Origin of the sequence: Mycoplasma sp. P36-A1 (genome assembly GCF_049478495.1) — a bacterium.
In the GTDB taxonomy this organism is placed as follows: Bacteria; Bacillota_I; Bacilli_A; order JAJDGJ01; family JAJDGJ01; genus P36-A1.
This window is the reverse complement of the sequence record NZ_CP168083.1, coordinates 557,315-573,508: the sequence shown is the minus strand read 5'-3', so window position 1 is coordinate 573,508 and position 16,194 is coordinate 557,315. Positions and strand designations below refer to the sequence as shown.

General features: G+C 27.6%; 16 protein-coding genes and 7 tRNA genes. 4 read left to right on the top strand and 19 right to left on the bottom strand.

Translation table 4 applies throughout. The annotated features are described in order from the left end of the window. Positions 1-221: 221 nt before the first annotated feature. From ACD762_RS02595 to ACD762_RS02580, 4 genes are all read right to left on the bottom strand, one after another. Entirely contained in the window at positions 222-1,235 is a 1,014-nt protein-coding gene (locus ACD762_RS02595; RefSeq protein ID WP_423364297.1) for a pyridoxal phosphate-dependent aminotransferase, read from the bottom strand. Positions 1,236-1,603: 368 nt separating this feature from the next. Further along, the gene (locus ACD762_RS02590) at positions 1,604-2,125 is read right to left on the bottom strand and encodes a hypothetical protein (RefSeq protein ID WP_423364296.1); all 522 of its coding nucleotides are present in this window, start codon (positions 2,123-2,125) and stop codon (positions 1,604-1,606) included. Next, entirely contained in the window at positions 2,101-2,448 is a 348-nt protein-coding gene (locus tag ACD762_RS02585; RefSeq protein ID WP_423364707.1) for an ATP-binding cassette domain-containing protein, read from the bottom strand. The genes ACD762_RS02590 and ACD762_RS02585 overlap by 25 nt, the downstream gene beginning before the upstream one ends. Positions 2,449-2,489: 41 nt before the next feature. Continuing rightward, entirely contained in the window at positions 2,490-2,747 is a 258-nt protein-coding gene (locus tag ACD762_RS02580) for an ATP-binding cassette domain-containing protein (RefSeq protein ID WP_423364295.1), read from the bottom strand. Positions 2,748-2,927: 180 nt separating this feature from the next. On the opposite strand from ACD762_RS02580, the gene ACD762_RS02575 reads away from it, so the two are divergent. Both ACD762_RS02575 and ACD762_RS02570 read left to right on the top strand, forming a co-directional pair. Continuing rightward, positions 2,928-3,887, top strand: a complete 960-nt coding sequence (locus ACD762_RS02575; protein ID WP_423364294.1) for an ISL3 family transposase — start codon at positions 2,928-2,930, stop codon at positions 3,885-3,887. Positions 3,888-3,999: 112 nt separating this feature from the next. Beyond that, the gene (locus ACD762_RS02570) at positions 4,000-4,194 is read left to right on the top strand and encodes a transposase (protein WP_423364706.1); all 195 of its coding nucleotides are present in this window, start codon (positions 4,000-4,002) and stop codon (positions 4,192-4,194) included. A gap of 145 nt (positions 4,195-4,339) precedes the next feature. Here ACD762_RS02570 and ACD762_RS02565 read toward each other — a convergent pair. From ACD762_RS02565 to ACD762_RS02530, 8 genes are all read right to left on the bottom strand, one after another. Continuing rightward, positions 4,340-4,422, bottom strand: a tRNA-Leu gene (locus ACD762_RS02565). A gap of 15 nt (positions 4,423-4,437) precedes the next feature. Continuing rightward, positions 4,438-4,513, bottom strand: a tRNA-Lys gene (locus ACD762_RS02560). A 2-nt stretch (positions 4,514-4,515) separates the two neighbouring features. After that, a tRNA-Thr gene (locus tag ACD762_RS02555) sits at positions 4,516-4,591 on the bottom strand. Between the two features lies 1 nt (position 4,592). Next, a tRNA-Val gene (locus ACD762_RS02550) sits at positions 4,593-4,668 on the bottom strand. A 10-nt stretch (positions 4,669-4,678) separates the two neighbouring features. Further along, on the bottom strand, positions 4,679-5,053 hold the full coding sequence (locus ACD762_RS02545) for a VOC family protein (protein WP_423364293.1): 375 nt from the start codon (positions 5,051-5,053) through the stop codon (positions 4,679-4,681). Between the two features lie 21 nt (positions 5,054-5,074). Continuing rightward, a tRNA-Ala gene (locus tag ACD762_RS02540) sits at positions 5,075-5,150 on the bottom strand. 14 nt (positions 5,151-5,164) lie between these two features. After that, positions 5,165-5,241 (bottom strand) — tRNA-Ile (locus ACD762_RS02535). A gap of 33 nt (positions 5,242-5,274) precedes the next feature. After that, positions 5,275-5,351, bottom strand: a tRNA-Ile gene (locus ACD762_RS02530). A 197-nt stretch (positions 5,352-5,548) separates the two neighbouring features. Between ACD762_RS02530 and spxB the strand changes: the two genes are divergently transcribed. Then, entirely contained in the window at positions 5,549-7,291 is a 1,743-nt protein-coding gene (gene spxB / locus ACD762_RS02525; RefSeq protein ID WP_423364292.1) for a pyruvate oxidase, read from the top strand. A 180-nt stretch (positions 7,292-7,471) separates the two neighbouring features. Next, positions 7,472-8,752, top strand: a complete 1,281-nt coding sequence (locus ACD762_RS02520; RefSeq protein ID WP_423363078.1) for an ISL3 family transposase — start codon at positions 7,472-7,474, stop codon at positions 8,750-8,752. Positions 8,753-8,936: 184 nt separating this feature from the next. Here the strand turns inward: ACD762_RS02520 and glpK are convergent, their stop codons facing one another. The 7 genes from glpK to ACD762_RS02485 form a co-directional block, all read right to left on the bottom strand. Then, positions 8,937-10,430, bottom strand: a complete 1,494-nt coding sequence (gene glpK / locus ACD762_RS02515; RefSeq protein WP_423364291.1) for a glycerol kinase GlpK — start codon at positions 10,428-10,430, stop codon at positions 8,937-8,939. An 18-nt stretch (positions 10,431-10,448) separates the two neighbouring features. After that, positions 10,449-11,150 carry an MIP/aquaporin family protein gene (locus ACD762_RS02510; protein WP_423364290.1) on the bottom strand — a complete coding sequence of 234 codons (702 nt, stop codon included), beginning with the start codon at positions 11,148-11,150 and terminating at the stop codon, positions 10,449-10,451. 385 nt (positions 11,151-11,535) lie between these two features. Continuing rightward, on the bottom strand, positions 11,536-12,120 hold the full coding sequence (locus tag ACD762_RS02505) for a pentapeptide repeat-containing protein (RefSeq protein WP_423364289.1): 585 nt from the start codon (positions 12,118-12,120) through the stop codon (positions 11,536-11,538). An 84-nt stretch (positions 12,121-12,204) separates the two neighbouring features. Continuing rightward, positions 12,205-12,744, bottom strand: coding sequence for a glycerol-3-phosphate responsive antiterminator (locus tag ACD762_RS02500; protein ID WP_423364288.1), 540 nt, complete (start codon positions 12,742-12,744; stop codon positions 12,205-12,207). A gap of 39 nt (positions 12,745-12,783) precedes the next feature. Then, positions 12,784-13,149, bottom strand: a complete 366-nt coding sequence (locus tag ACD762_RS02495) for a DUF1667 domain-containing protein (RefSeq protein WP_423364287.1) — start codon at positions 13,147-13,149, stop codon at positions 12,784-12,786. A 4-nt stretch (positions 13,150-13,153) separates the two neighbouring features. Beyond that, a complete protein-coding gene (locus tag ACD762_RS02490; RefSeq protein ID WP_423364286.1) occupies positions 13,154-14,407 on the bottom strand; it encodes an NAD(P)/FAD-dependent oxidoreductase in 1,254 nt (417 codons plus the stop codon). Then, positions 14,407-15,837 carry an NAD(P)/FAD-dependent oxidoreductase gene (locus tag ACD762_RS02485; RefSeq protein ID WP_423364285.1) on the bottom strand — a complete coding sequence of 477 codons (1,431 nt, stop codon included), beginning with the start codon at positions 15,835-15,837 and terminating at the stop codon, positions 14,407-14,409. Before ACD762_RS02485 ends, ACD762_RS02490 begins: the two co-directional genes overlap by 1 nt. Between the last annotated feature and the right edge of the window lie 357 nt (positions 15,838-16,194).

Below are 16,194 nucleotides of genomic sequence, written 5' to 3'. Positions count from 1 at the left end.
TTTGCTTATCCACTGTATCATAGCTTTTCTCTATTTAGATAACAGAAAAAAGATAGGGTTGTAAATAAACACTATCATTCAATAAGCTATATAAATAAAATCGTTTTGTTGAAGTTTTCATAATGTTTACTCTCCTTTTCTCTTTTTGTTGTTTCTAATATTAACACCTGTGTTAATATTATGCAACTCTTTTTTCTGATTATTTGTCAAATTACTTAATTTTAACAATTGCTAAAATATTTATTAATAGTTTCTTTAGTAATATTCATCAATTCTGTTGTACCAATAGTTATACGTAATCCATTATTAAACTTAGATACAATAATATTATTATCTTTTAAGTATGCATGTAAGTGTTCTGCTTTATCAAAAGTAAAATAAACAAAATTTGTTTCACTATCATAAACATCAAATTGTTCAAATTTCTTTAAAAATTGTTTGAAATCATCTCTAATTACAATTAATTCACTTCTTTTTGTTTTAAAGTGATCAATATGTTTTAATGCTTTAGATGCAATTAAAGAATTGACATCACTTAAGGTAAATGGACCTTTTACTGTATCTACAAAATCTAATAGTTTTTCATTTGCTAAGACAAAGCCTATTCTTAAAGCTGCAAGCCCCCATGCTTTTGATAATGTTCTTAATATTAATAAATTATCATATTGACTTAATAAGTCTAAACAATCAACACTTGCATATTCTACATAGGCCTCATCTAAGACAATATATGCAGATGTAGAATTAAGTAGGTCTACTATGTACTCTTTTGATTTTAAAGTACTTTGAGGATTATTAGGATTGGATAAAATAAATAATTCAATATTATTATCATCTATAAAAGATGCTATTTTCTCTGCTGATGCATTATTATTAATAGTTTTTAACTCTCTTTGAGCAATCAATGCTGCTTCTTCATACCTAAAGAAATCTACTTCAAAAGCTGCAATTTTATTCAAGGTTAAGGCGCTAAAAACCATTCCTATCATTGAATCAGATCCTGCACTTGGACATATCATATTTTTGTCAATATTATATATTTTAGCATACTCACTAACTAACTCATCATGATAGTTATTACCATAAAAGCCAAAGTTAAGATCTCTTATTGCTAATAATTCTTGATCACTTAAATATTCTTGCCAATTTAAAAAGTAATTTTCATTTTGGGCAAGGTTTATTAAAGAATTAGGTGCTGGTTTGTATTTACTTAATTTTTTTAAGTCATTTCTCATATGTATACCTCCATTTATTTTAATAAAAAAAGAACTATATGTTCTTTATATATATTATTATAATAGAATTGCTAAAAATGTATTGCAATTAATTATTGTTTATTATCTTATCAAATAATCATCTTAAATTCAAGATAATTAGTTTTTACTATACAAGTTTTAATCTTTACTTTACAGTATTTATTTGAAACTTTAATTATATTTACTTTTATTATCGTATAAATTATACTTTATAATTAGATTTTTTATTTTTTATACTATAAATAAAAAAGCCTAATCTTTACGATTAAGCTAGTATTTAACTATTCTAGAAATAAATTCATTAATATTTATAAATAATATCTTTTCTTTTTCAACAATTAAATTTATTATTCAACATCAACAACTGATACTAGAAATCTTATTTCTAAAATACCTTCACTTTCAGTCACTCTAATTTCATATTTACCGATATAAAAATACTCATCTTCTAATAACTTTTTTACATCATTATTACTAATTGCTTTTTGATTATTATTTTGTAAAAGTATATTTAAATCATTTTTAATTTCTTTAATATCAACATCTTTATATAGTATGAAAATTGCAATTGGATATTCTTGATCATTTATTATATTACTATCTAATCGAACTTTTTTATCTCCATCTATATAACATTTAGTATCTTTGTTTGATTTAATCAATTTTACTTTGTTTGTAAATTGAGAATGCTTTATATTCAACTGTGAAACATAATTTACTGCTTCTTTGTTATAATCTCTAATGTCTGTATCATTTATACACTCTTCATATCTATTAATGACTTCTTTACTATTGTTATTTGCTGAACAACTACTAACAATTAGTAAAACAATGAAAAGAGTTATTACTTTTGAAATGTTTTTTCTCAATTTATAATTCCTCCATTTTCAATTTGTATTAATACATCGCTAATCTCTTCGATATCGTTTTTATAATGTGAGGATATTATTAATATACCTTTCTTTTTAAATTGAATTAAGTACTCTTTTAATATTTCGCTAGTTTGAGTATCTAATGAATTAAAAGGTTCATCAAGTATTAGTATGCTTGAATTATCTATCAATGCTTGAATAATCAACATTTTTTGTTTATTACCTAAAGATAGTTGTGCATACTTCTTTTCTATAAATGGAGTTAAATTGAATAATTCATTTAAGTTCAACATTTCATTTAAAGTTGTTTCATTTTTAATTAGTCTAATTTTTTCTAAATTATTTAAGCATGATACATCACCTAAAAACCTGGTGTATCAACAATTATTCCTGCATTTAAAATGAAGTTGTTTCTATTCCTAATAATAATTCCATCTTGTATTATTTGTCCAGAAGTTAATTTAGTGTGCCCACAAATCGCCTTCATTAGTTGTGTCTTTCCTGAACCGTTTTTTCCAATAATTCCATAAGCATTACCAGTTTCAAATTCAAGGTTAATATTATTCAAAATCAACATATCTCTATATTTTTTTACTGCATTTTTTACTTGTATCTTCATTAAACTTTCTCCAATCTATAAAAAATAATTCTCTACTACTAATAATAATATACATACCAAAATTGAATATTTTGATTTAGTTGTTATACTTATTCCACCCTTAAATTGTTAATATAAAGAAAAAGACATTTATCTTTGTTATAATTTAAGCGACTAAAATAAATTAAGGAGATAAATGTCATGATTAATAATAACATAATTAATAAAAACAATAAAGAATTAAAAGAAATTATTGGAATTAATGATTCCAATATTAATATATATAAATTTCAAGATGAAAAAATTAAAGATAATATTTCTAAAGTATTTTATGGAATTCTATTTTTTAATGATAATGTTTGCCCTAAATGTAATAAAGTTCATAATAAATTTTATGTACATAATAAAAAAGTATCTCTTATTAAATTACCTATGGTTTCTGGTTTTGATGCTTATTTAAAACTTACTAAGACTCGTTACAAATGTATGGAATGTAATAAAACTTTTATTCCTGCTAATACTCTAACAAATCCTGGATGTTCTATTTCTAATATGGTTAAATATCTAATTGCTCTTAAATTAACTAATATGCTTACTTGTACTTATATTGCTAAAGATCATAATGTATCTACACATTCTGTTTTTAGAGTATTAGATACTTATGCAGAGGCTGCTAAATCTACTACTATTAAATCCTATTTACCAAAAGTACTTCATTTTGATGAGTTTAAATCTACTAAAGATGCTGATGGCAATATGTCCTTTGTTATTATGGATGGTGAAAAAAGAAAGCTACTAGATATCGTAGAAAACAGGCAAAAAGCTTACTTAGAGAACTATTTTAGCTACTATACAAAAGAAGCTATTGATAATGTTGAATATATTGTAATTGATATGTATACACCTTATATTGAAATCATTAAAAATGACTTTACTAATGCTAAAATAATATTAGATAGATTTCATATTTATCAGAATTTAACTAGAGACTTTAATAAAACTAGAGTTGCAATTATGAATGCAGATGAAAAAAACAGAAATAAGTTCAAAAATTTTTGGAAACCTATATTACAGTTAAAGGAGAATCTTTCAGAAGTGATGTTTAAGCATGTACCTTTAATTGTAAGTTTACAAACAATAAAGCAATTCAAAATTATTTAATCGAGAATAATGAGGACTTTAAAAATAATTATGAAATATATCAAGATTTACTATTTTCTTTAAAATACAATAATATGGAAATGTTTAAGAAAACAATGATCAGCCTAATAAATTAGCTTCAGATAAAATTAAAACTTGTATATCTACCTTTATTAAGTATTATGAATATATTAAAGATAGTTTCGATGCTGAGTATAATAATGGAATAATAGAAGGTACAATATCTAAATTCAAGAAGTTAAAAACAATATCTTGTGGCTTTAGAAGATTTGAAAGATTAAAAACTAAAATAATGATACAAGAATAATTAATTGTATAGCGATAAAGCATTAAAAAAGGATACAACATTTCTGTTATATCCAATACTAACTCATATATTAAAATAGTGACATTTATCTATCAGAATGAGGCAACAAAAAAACACCTGTAAAAGGTGTTATCTATTAAATATATGGTGCGGATGACAGGAATCGAACCTGCACACCGAAGTACTAGATCCTAAGTCTAGCGCGTCTGCCAGTTCCGCCACATCCGCATATTTAATTTAAAATGGTGTCCTGTACAGGATTCGAACCTGTGACCCTCTGATTAAAAGTCAGATGCTCTACCAACTGAGCTAACAGGACAATGGTGCCGGCTAGAGGACTTGAACCCCCGACCTACTGATTACAAGTCAGTTGCTCTACCAACTGAGCTAAGCCGGCATGGTGGACGATAACGGGCTCGAACCGCTGACCCTCTGCTTGTAAGGCAGATGCTCTCCCAACTGAGCTAATCGTCCATATTAAAGGTTAGTTACGCCCTTTTTCCAATATTTCTATCCAGTATCCATCAGGATCTGCAATGAAATATAAACCCATTACTGTGTTTTCAAATACAATTACATCCATTTCTTTGTGTAATTCATATGCCTTAGCATAATCATCAACTTCAAATGCCATATGGATTTCATTATCACCTAAATTATATGGTTTATTTTGATCTCTTAAGTAAGTAAGTTCAATTAGATTAGTTCCTTCTTCTGGTTTCATATAAACTAGAACAAATGATCCATCTTCTGCTTCTACTCTTGAAGATTCTACCATATTTAATGACTTTTTGTAAAAAGAAATACTTTTATTTAAATCAAAGACATTAATATTATTATGTATAAATGAAAATTTCATATAATCATCCTTTAAATAAAATGGTGGAGCCTAGCGGGATCGAACCGCTGACCCCCTGCGTGCAAGGCAGGTGCTCTCCCAGCTGAGCTAAGGCCCCATGTAAATTTAAAATGGTGGGCCTGAGAAGACTCGAACTTCCGACCTCACGATTATCAGTCGTGTGCTCTAACCAACTGAGCTACAGGCCCATTTTAAAATGTTATTATTTGTTAGAAATAAAATGGTGGGCCTGAGAAGACTCGAACTTCCGACCTCACGATTATCAGTCGTGTGCTCTAACCAACTGAGCTACAGGCCCCTATCTAAGAGTTATTTTATTTCCTAACGCCTATATATAATATCATGTAGGTTTATGCAAGTCAACTATTTGAAGGCTATTTTTATTATTTTTTTTATTTTTTTAAAAAATGAATTATTGCATTATTTTTGATAAAATTTATTACTAATTCTATAATTTAAATTAAGAATATAAATAATTAGAAAGAGGGAATAATTATGGAATTTAAAAAAATTAATTCTGCCTTAGCAATGCTTAATGTTTTAAGCGACTATGGAGTTAAGCATATTTATGGTTTACCTGGTGGATCTATCAATTCTACTATGGAGGCTTTATACAACGATCAAAGTAATATTGAATATATTCAAGTTAGACATGAGGAAGTCGGAGCTCTTGCTGCTGCTGCCCATTCTAAACTTACAAAAAAAATTGGTGTTTGTTTTGGTTCTGCTGGACCTGGTGCTGTTCACCTATTAAATGGTTTATATGATGCTAAGCATGATAAGACTCCTGTTTTAGCAATTATTGGACAAGTATCTTCTAAATTTATGAATACTAACTACTTTCAAGAAATGAATGAAGATCCAATGCTAAGAGATGTTAGTGTTTATAATAGAGTTGTTATGGATCCTCAGCAAATGCCTTACATGGTTGAAGATGCTATTAGAGCAGCTTATGAATATAATGGTGTTGCCTGTTTAACTATACCTGTTGATTTTGGTACTGTTGATATTAATGACACTTATATTACTTCTGCTAAACAATTTAATATTAAGCATCCTATTGCTGAAGAATCTGATATTGATGCTGCTATTGATTTATTAAAACAAGCTAAACAGCCCCTATTATTTTATGGTATAGGTGCTAAGGGCTGTAAAGATGAACTAAAAGAGCTTTCAACTAAGTTGCAAATGCCTGTTGTTTCTACTGCTTTAGCAAGAAATATTATTGGTGATGATTTTGAAAACTATTTAAAAGCATCTGGAAGGTTAGGAACGAAACCAGCTACTGAAGCAATCGCACATGCTGATTTGATTATGTTTGTTGGTAGTGATTTCCCTTTTGCTCAAGTTATGTTTAGACCAGATCAAAAGTTTATTCAAATTGATATTAAGCCTAGTATAGTTGGTAAAAGACATAGAGTTGATGTTGGTATTAATGCAGATGCTAAAAGTACTTTAAGAAGTATTATTGATAAATTAGATGGTAATGTTACTGAAAGTGCATATCTTAAAGCTTGTAAAATAAATATGGATTATTGGAATAAATACACTAAAGATTTAGCAAATCTTAAATTAGAAAAGGTTACTGCTGAAAACATAATGGCTAATTTAGCTAATATATTAAAAGATGATGCTATTATTGTTGGTGATGTTGGAAACGTAAGTATACAATGTGTTAGAAACATTGATTTTAAGCCGAATCAGCTATGGACTACCTCTGGTATATATGCAACAATGGGTTATGGTGTTTGTGGTGGTATAGCGGCTAAATTAGCTTATCCAAGCAGACAAGTTGTTACAGTAAATGGTGATGGTGGCTTTTCAATGGTTTGCCAAGATATTTTAACTCAGGTAAAATATAATTTGCCTGTAATCAATATTGTTATGAGCAATGATTCTTTAGGGTTTATTGAAAGTGAACAATATGCTACTCAACATATTTTTGGAGTTGATCTTTATGAAGCTGACTTTGGTTTAATGGCTAAATCAATGTCTGCTGTTGGATACACTGTTAACTCTATTGAGGAATTAAAAATGGTTTTTGAACAAGATGAAGTAATCAATCCTACTAAGCCTGTTGTTATTGATGTTAAGATTTCTCAAAACAGACCATTACCTACACATAGATTAGAATTAGATCCAAACAAATTTAGCCAAGAGCAAATTTCTAATTTTAAAAAAGCATATTATATTAATGAAATGCCATTATTTAAAGATATTCTAGCAAAACTTATTTAAACAAAACTTATTTAAACAAAAAAACTAACTTTATAAATGGGTTCTATAATTTATAGGGTGGAATAACAAATTCAAGTATTACTTGAAATGTTATCCACCCTTAAATTGTTAATATAAAGAAAAAGACATTTATCTTTGTTATAATTTAAGCGACAAAACTAAATTAAGGAGATAAATGTCATGATTAATAATAACATAATTAATAAAAACAATAAAGAATTAAAAGAAATTATTGGAATTAATGACTCCAATATTAACATATATAAATTTCAAGATGAAAAAATTAAAGATAATATTTCTAAAGTTTTTTATGGAATTCTATTTTTTAATGATAATGTTTGTCCTAAATGTAATAAAGTTCATAATAAATTTTATGTACATAATAAAAAAGTATCTCTTATTAAATTACCTATGGTTTCTGGTTTTGATGCTTATTTAAAGCTTACTAAAACTCGTTACAAATGTATGGAATGTAATAAAACTTTTATTCCTGCTAATACCCTAACTAATCCTGGATGTTTTATTTCTAATAAAGTTAAATATCTTATTGCTCTTAAATTAACTGATATGCTTACTTGTACTTATATTGCTAAAGATCATAATGTATCTACACATTCTGTTTTTAGAGTATTAGATACTTATGCAGAGGCTGCTAAATCTACTACTATTAAATCCTATTTACCAAAAGTACTTCATTTTGATGAGTTTAAATCTACTAAAGATGCTGATGGCAATATGTCCTTTGTTATTATGGATGGTGAAAAAAGAAAGCTACTAGATATCGTAGAAAACAGACAAAAAGCTTACTTAGAGAACTATTTTAGCTACTATACAAAAGAAGCTATTGATAATGTTGAATATATTGTAATTGATATGTATACACCTTATATTGAAATCATTAAAAATGTCTTTACTAATGCTAAAATAATATTAGATAGATTTCATATTTATCAGAATTTAACTAGAGCCTTTAATAAAACTAGAGTTGCAATTATGAATGCAGATGAAAAAAACAGAAATAAGTTCAAAAATTTTTGGAAACCAATATTACAGTTAAAAGAGAATCTTTCAGAAGTTATGTTTAAGCATGCAACCTTTAATTATAAGTTTACAAACAATAAAGCAATTCTAAATTATTTAATCGAGAATAATGAGGACTTTAAAAATAATTATGAAATATATCAAGATTTACTATTTTCTTTAAAATACAATAATATGGAAATGTTTAAGAAAACAATTGATCAGCCTAATAAATTAGCTTCAGATAAAATTAAAACTTGTATATCTACCTTTATTAAGTATTATGAATATATTAAAGATAGTTTCGATGTTGAGTATAATAATGGAATAATAGAAGGTACAATATCTAAATTCAAGAAGTTAAAAACAATATCTTGCGGGTTTAGAAGATTTGAAAGATTAAAAACTAGAATAATGATACAAGAATTATTAATTGTATAGAAAAATCATAAAAAAAGGATACAACATTTCTGTTATATCCTGTACTAACTCATATATCAAATTGTAAAATTCCACCCTATTTGACAAAGAGCCGTTATATCCTGTTCTAACTCATATATCAAATTGTAAAATTCCACCCTATTTGACAAAGAGCCTATAAATGAAGTTAGTTTTTTTATGCTTATTAATTTTTAAATGACATTGTTGCTGCTACTGCTTTTTTCCATCCTGAATAAAGTTTTTCTTTAGTTTCTTCATCCATGTTTGGTTTATAGTTACAATCAACTGCCCATTGTTTTGATATGTCTTCTTTATTTGTCCAATAACCTGTAGCTAATCCTGCAAGATATGCAGCACCTAAGGCTGTTGTTTCAGTAACTTTTGGAACATCTATTTCTACTCCTAAAATATCTGATTGGAATTGCATTAAGAATCTATTGGCAACTGCTCCACCATCTACTCTTAATTTTTTAAGAGGGAATCCTGATTCATCTGCCATTATTTCTACTATGTCTTTTGTTTGATAACAAATTGATTCTAAGGTTGCACGAACTACTTCTTCTTTTCCACTACCTCTTGTTAAACCAAATATTGCACCTCTTGCATCTTGATCCCAATATGGTGATCCTAATCCTACAAAGGCTGGTACTACGTATACTCCTTGAGTATTTTCAATTCTTTTAGCATATTTTTCTGTATCTGCTGCATTTTCAATTAGTCTTAAGCTATCGCGTAACCATTGAACTGAACTTCCTGCTACAAAGATTGAACCTTCTAATGCATATTCAACTTTACCATCTATTCCCCAAGCGATTGTTGTTAATAAACCATTATGAGAAATAACTGGTTTTGTTCCTGTATTCATTAACATGAAACAACCTGTTCCATAAGTGTTTTTAACAAATCCTTCTTCAAAACATCCTTGTCCAAATAAAGCTGCTTGTTGATCTCCAGCGATTCCTGCAATTGGTATTTCAAAACCAAATAAGATTGCAGGTTCTGTTATACCATAAACTTCTGATGAAGGTTTTACTTCTGGAAGTATACATTCTGGAATATTTAAAATTTCTAGTATTTCTTTATCCCATTCCAAATCTATTATATTATACATTAAAGTTCTTGATGCATTAGAGTAATCAGTAACATGAGCTTTACCAGCTGTTAATTTCCAAATTATCCAAGTATCAATTGTTCCAAATAAAACTTTACCTTTTTCTACTCTTTCTCTTACACCTTCTACATTATCTAAAATCCATTTAACTTTTGTTCCTGAGAAATAAGCATCAATAGGTAGTCCAGTTTTTTCTTTAAATTTTGTTTCATAACCTGAAGCAATTAATTCATCGCATATTTCAGCTGATTGTCTTGATTGCCAAACAATGGCATTATATACAGGTAAACCTGTTTTTTTATCCCACATTACGGTAGTTTCACGTTGATTAGTAATTCCTATGCTATCAATTTGTTCTGCTTCAATTTCATTGTTAACTACTAAAGTTGCTAGAACTGAAAGTGTTGTTAACCAAATTTCATTTGCATCGTGTTCTACCCAACCAGCTTCTGGAAAGTATTGTGTAAATTCTCTTTGTTCAACTGCATGGATTTCTCCTTTTTTGTTGAATAAGATTGCTCTTATTGAAGTTGTTCCTAAATCAAGTGATAAGACATATTTTTCCATTATTATTGTTCTCCTTTTTTATAAATAGTTAAGCATTAAAGTATAAATTAAACTTGCCACTACTGCTCCACATAGCGGTCCTACTATTGGTACCCAAGCATATGACCAGTTTGCTGAATATTTTTTTCCCATCTTTGTTAATGAGTAAACTATTCTTGGTCCAAAATCTCTTACTGGATTAATTGCATACCCTGTTAATGATCCAAGTGCAATACCAATTGCAACAATCATAAATGGTACAAATAAAGAGTTAGCTGATTTATCATGTGCCATCATCATTATAAATAATACTAAAGTTGCTGTTCCAACTAGCTCTGCAAAAAAGTTTCTTACTGAATCTTTAATTGCTGGAGCTGTAAAGAATACACCACCATAATCTTCATCTTCAACATAAAAGTGATGATAGTATAGTTGATAAACTGCTGCTGCTCCTAAGATTGCTCCTACTAATTGAGCTCCTATATAAGCTAATAGTTCTACAATTGACATGCTTCCTTGTAAAAAGAAACCTAAACTAACTGCTGGATTTAGATGTGCACCAGATAAAGGTGAAGAAACTATAATACCTGCAAAAACTGCAAATCCCCAACCTAATGTGATGAATACCCATCCTGTGTTTTGCGCATAACTTTTTCTTAGTGAATTAGCAGCACATGTACCAGTACCAAACAGTATAAGTACAAATGTTCCTAACAACTCACCAATAATAATCTTTTCCATTTAAAGATCCTCCTATTAATTTAATTAAAACGCTTTCAATTCCCATTAATAAGAAAAGCAAAAACAGTAAATGTTTTTGCTTTTCTCTAAGATAATTCGCTTATTAACTTTAACCAAAGTTTATCATAAGAAAACGCTTTAAGCAACACTTATAATTGTAAAAAAAATAATAGTTTTATTATAATTTAGATAATTGATAATGCGATTAAATAGGCTTTGTTATAAATCCATAGTAAAATATTATATATGTCTAGTGCGTGTATTTTTTATGATTTATTCTAATTGAATAACATAAAAAGCTATAGGTAAAAGGTTTGTTAAACATTTATCATTTTTATTATTTACCTTTATTATCTATATTTAGTTGTTTTTAGGTGTTTTTTTATTATACTATCTCAATACCTAAAGAAGTTAATAAATTTAATGATTCATACATACTAAATTTTGCTTTTTTCATTACATTGTTTTTTATATCTATAATGAAACCTCTTGCATTTATAAAGTTTGTTTTTGTTAAATCACATTGAATAAACTGAGTATCTATTAAACTTGTATCTTTAAAATTTGCTTCTGTAAGATTACATCCTTCAAAAATACTCTCTTCTATTTCAAGTTTTGAAAAGTTGAATTTCTTTAAATTCATATTTATGAATGAATTGTACTTTAAAAAGCAGTTTGTAATATTGCTTATTGGAATTATACTTTTATTACTATGATAGAAGTCTTTCCAATATATTCCTATTAAATTACAATCTTGAAATTTAACATATTTAATATTAGCATTTTTTGTTTCTATATTTAGAATATTACAATTGATAAATTCACAATTATCAAATAGTACATTATTTAAATCACACTGCTCAAAAGTACAGTTGATAAATTCACACTCTAAAAAATTGGTATCATTAATTTTTTCTTTAATTAGTTTTAGATCTTTATATTCTATGTTTTCTTTTACTTTATTATCCATTTAATCTACTCCTTTCTTAAATTCTAACATGTTTAGCTAGCTTTTATATTTATTTTCAAAAAAAAACTGAAATGAATCAGTTTTTTAACACCATAAACTTTTTTTACCAGTTGTAACTGCAACTAGTCCATTATCCAAACAATTTTTTATATCTTCTTTATCAACTATTAATCCTCCACCTATTACTGGAATATCTATTTGAGATTCTATTGTGGTAAATATTTTTGATGCTAGTGCTGGAAGTACTTCTAAATAATCTGGTTGTATTTTGTTTACTAAGTCTATACTTTTTTTAAGAGATGTTGAATCTATTAAAAATATCCTTTGTATAGCTAGGCAATTATTAGCTTTTGCAGCTAAAAGTGCATTTGGTTTTGTTGATATTATACCATCTACTTTTAGCTTTTGACATAAATATTCTGTTCCATATTTATCATTTGCAAGGCCGTGTATCATATCTATATGTACAAAGACTTTTTTGTTATTTTTATGCATTTTATTAATTATATCTGATAAGTGATTAATATGAAAGTCTAATATTACTCCATATATATGTTCTGTATTTAAAAATAAATCTAAGTTTTTATAGTTAGATATGGCTGGGATGACTCCATTATTGAACATTTCTCTTCCTCCTAATATCTCACTTATAGTTTATCTTAACTATTCAACTTTTTCAAGAGTTTTAGTTGCTAGTATGTCTACACCTAATCCTAATATATTGGCATAAACTACATCTTTAACTTTTATTGGCGCTTTTACTTTAACATTTGCAAGTTCTTTCATGCAGTCCATTATTCTACCTTTTGGTAGATCACTTGATGATACTACTGATAGTTGGTTTACAATTGCTCCTTCTATTTTTACTGTTGTTGTTAACATTCTTGTTGGATTTGTTAATTCTTTTTTTACATATATTGGTCCACGATTACATTGATTGTATTTAAAAGTCATTTCTTGACCTTCTTTTTGTTCTACTTCAATATGACATCCTTTAGGACAAACTATACAAATTACTTCTTTTTTCATTGTATTAACCCTCCTTTATTAGTTCAAGACTTATATTTTGAGTGTTTTCATCTAATACACTACTATCAAATTCTATATAGTCCATTTCAGCTGGTATTACATGTGTTTTAAAGAAATCTTTTATTACTGTCTTGTTATCAGATAATCTTATTTTGACATTTTGATCGACACGACCTACTCTAAAATATAGTCTTTGTTTTTCTTTTAAATTGTTCAAATCTAGGATTTGAGGTACTACATAGTTAATACCATTTAAGTTTTTCACTTCTATTTGTTTCATTGGCTCTGCATTATTTTTTAAATAATCAACGACTCCACTTACGCAAGTTTTTGCCTCATTTACTACATAGTCTACCAAATCATGTATGTGTAATACATTTCCACAGGCAAATATTCCAGGTATTGATGTTTGCATATCATTTGTTACTATTGCGCCTTTTGTTAATCTACTAAGTTTTATTCCAGCATATTCACTTAAGTTATTATCTGGAATTAATCCTACTGATAAAAGAAGTGTATCACATTCTATTATTTTTTGACTTCCTTCTATTACTTTAAGTTTATCATCTACTTGTGATAACTCAATACTACTTAATCTATTTTTTCCAATGATATTTGTTACTGTGTGTGATAAATATAAAGGTATATCAAAATCATTTAAACATTGAACTATGTTTCTAGTTAATCCATTTGAATAAGGCATTATTTCAGCAACTCCTAATACTTGTGCACCTTCTAATACCATTCTTCTTGCCATTATTAAGCCTATATCTCCACTACCTAATATAAATACTTTTTTCCCTACTAAATAACCATCCATGTTTAAATATTTTTGTGCACTACCTGCTGTTAGTACTCCTGCTGGTCTACTTCCAGGTATTGATATTGCACCTCTTGAACGTTCTCTTGAACCCATTGCAAGTATAATCGCTTGAGCTTGTACTATTTCATGGCCTTTTTTTGATATATATTCAACATGTTTATCTTTTGTGATATTAGTTACACTAGTTTCTAAAATATACTCTATTTTAGCTTTATCTACCATATCAATTAATTTTTGTGCAAATTCAGGTCCTGTAAGTTCTTCTTTAAATTCGTGTATTCCAAAGCCATTGTGAACACATTGAAGTAATATTCCACCTAATTGATTTTCTCTTTCAATAATTAAGATATTATTAATTCCTTTTTCTTTTGCTTCTAATGCAGCTTTTAATCCAGCTGGTCCACCACCAATAATTACTAGTTCATATTGTTTCATTAGCGATACTCCTCCTTGCTTAAAGATACTAAAATAGGTGATTTATCATTATCATATTTAACATCCATTTCATCTATACCTTTTTCTCTTGCAATTATTTTTACTATATGCCCTTCACAAAAACCACCTTGGCATTGACCACTACCTGGTCTTACTCTTTTTTTAATACCTTTTACACTAATACTTCCTACATTTCCATGTATCGCTTCAACTATTTCTTGTTCAGAAATATTTTCGCAACGACACACAATATTTCCATAAAGGTTATTTTCTGGTATTTTTTCTATTCTTTCTGGCATTTTAAGATTTCTTATTCTTGTTGTTGCTTGATATTCTTTGAAATCTGTTTTTTTAGGTAATTTTTCAAATTGTGCTATTTTACTTACATATTTAGCAATTGCAGGTGAGCTTGCTAATCCTGGTGATTCTATTCCAATAACATTATATAAGCCTTTATTTTCTTTTGATGCACTTATATCAAAGTCATGTTTTTCACTAGTTGCTCTTAATCCAGCAAATGATCTCATTATTCTATCAACTGGCATATCATTCATTGTATGTAATATTTCTTCTTTTAAATATGCTAATTTTTCTGCTGTAGTAGAAAGATCATCAAAGCTATCGACATAATCAGATGTTGGTCCTACTAATATTTCTCTTTCACTAATTGGTACTGCTAATACCCCTTTTCCTCTTTCTGTTGGTAATGGGAATATTACATGATTAACATATTCAAAATTTCCTCTTGTTAAAACATAGTACTCTCCTTTACGAGGTCTAATATCATATTGTGGTTTTTCTAACATACCTTGAATTTTAGCACCGTATACTCCTGCACAATTTATGATATTTTTTGTTTGATACTGATTATCTTTTGTAGTTATTAAAAAACCTTGTTCTATTTTTTCTATCTTTATTACTTCTTGATTTAATCTTAGTTCTACACCATTACTTATAGCATGGTCCATTAAAGCTAGACACATTTGCCATGGATAGACTATTCCTGCTGTTGGTGCAAATAAACCTAGTTTAGCATCTTTTTTTACATGTGGTTCTTTCTCTAATATTTCTTCTGAACTAAGTATTCTTGTTTCTACCTTATTTATTACTGCTCTTTCAGCTAGTTCTTTTATTTTTTCTACACCTGCATCATCAAAGGCAATTGTTATTGAACCTATTGGTGAAAAATCTACATCATAATATTTACATAGTTCTGGATACATTTGATTTCCTACTACATTTAATTTTGCCATTAATGTATTTGGTTCTGGATCATATCCTGAATGGATAATGGCACTGTTTGCCATACTTGTTCCATTAGCAATATCGTTTTCTTTATCTAATACTAATGTTTTTACATCGTATTGTGATAGTTCTTTTGCTATGAAACTTCCTACTACTCCTGCTCCGATTATTATATAATCATACATCTTAAATCCTCCGATCGTGAATAAAAAAAAGAGAATATAAAAACTGATGAATCAATTTATATTCTCTTATCTCTTGTTTATATTAACTTTGACTTTATGATAGCATCATCATTGTTTGTTTACAAGCTTTTACATAATTAAAACCTAATAGTTTATAAATTATATTAATTATTTTATCTAGATTTAATATTTAATATATTATATTAGTGTTATTAACAGTATTTTTTTATATTATTTAGGCAATAATTATTTCTATGCTTTCTAAAATTAGTTATATTTAGTTTTTATCATGTTTTACTATAATAATTTATAATATATAGTAGCCTATATTAGTATGTCTTATCTTATAGTACTAGA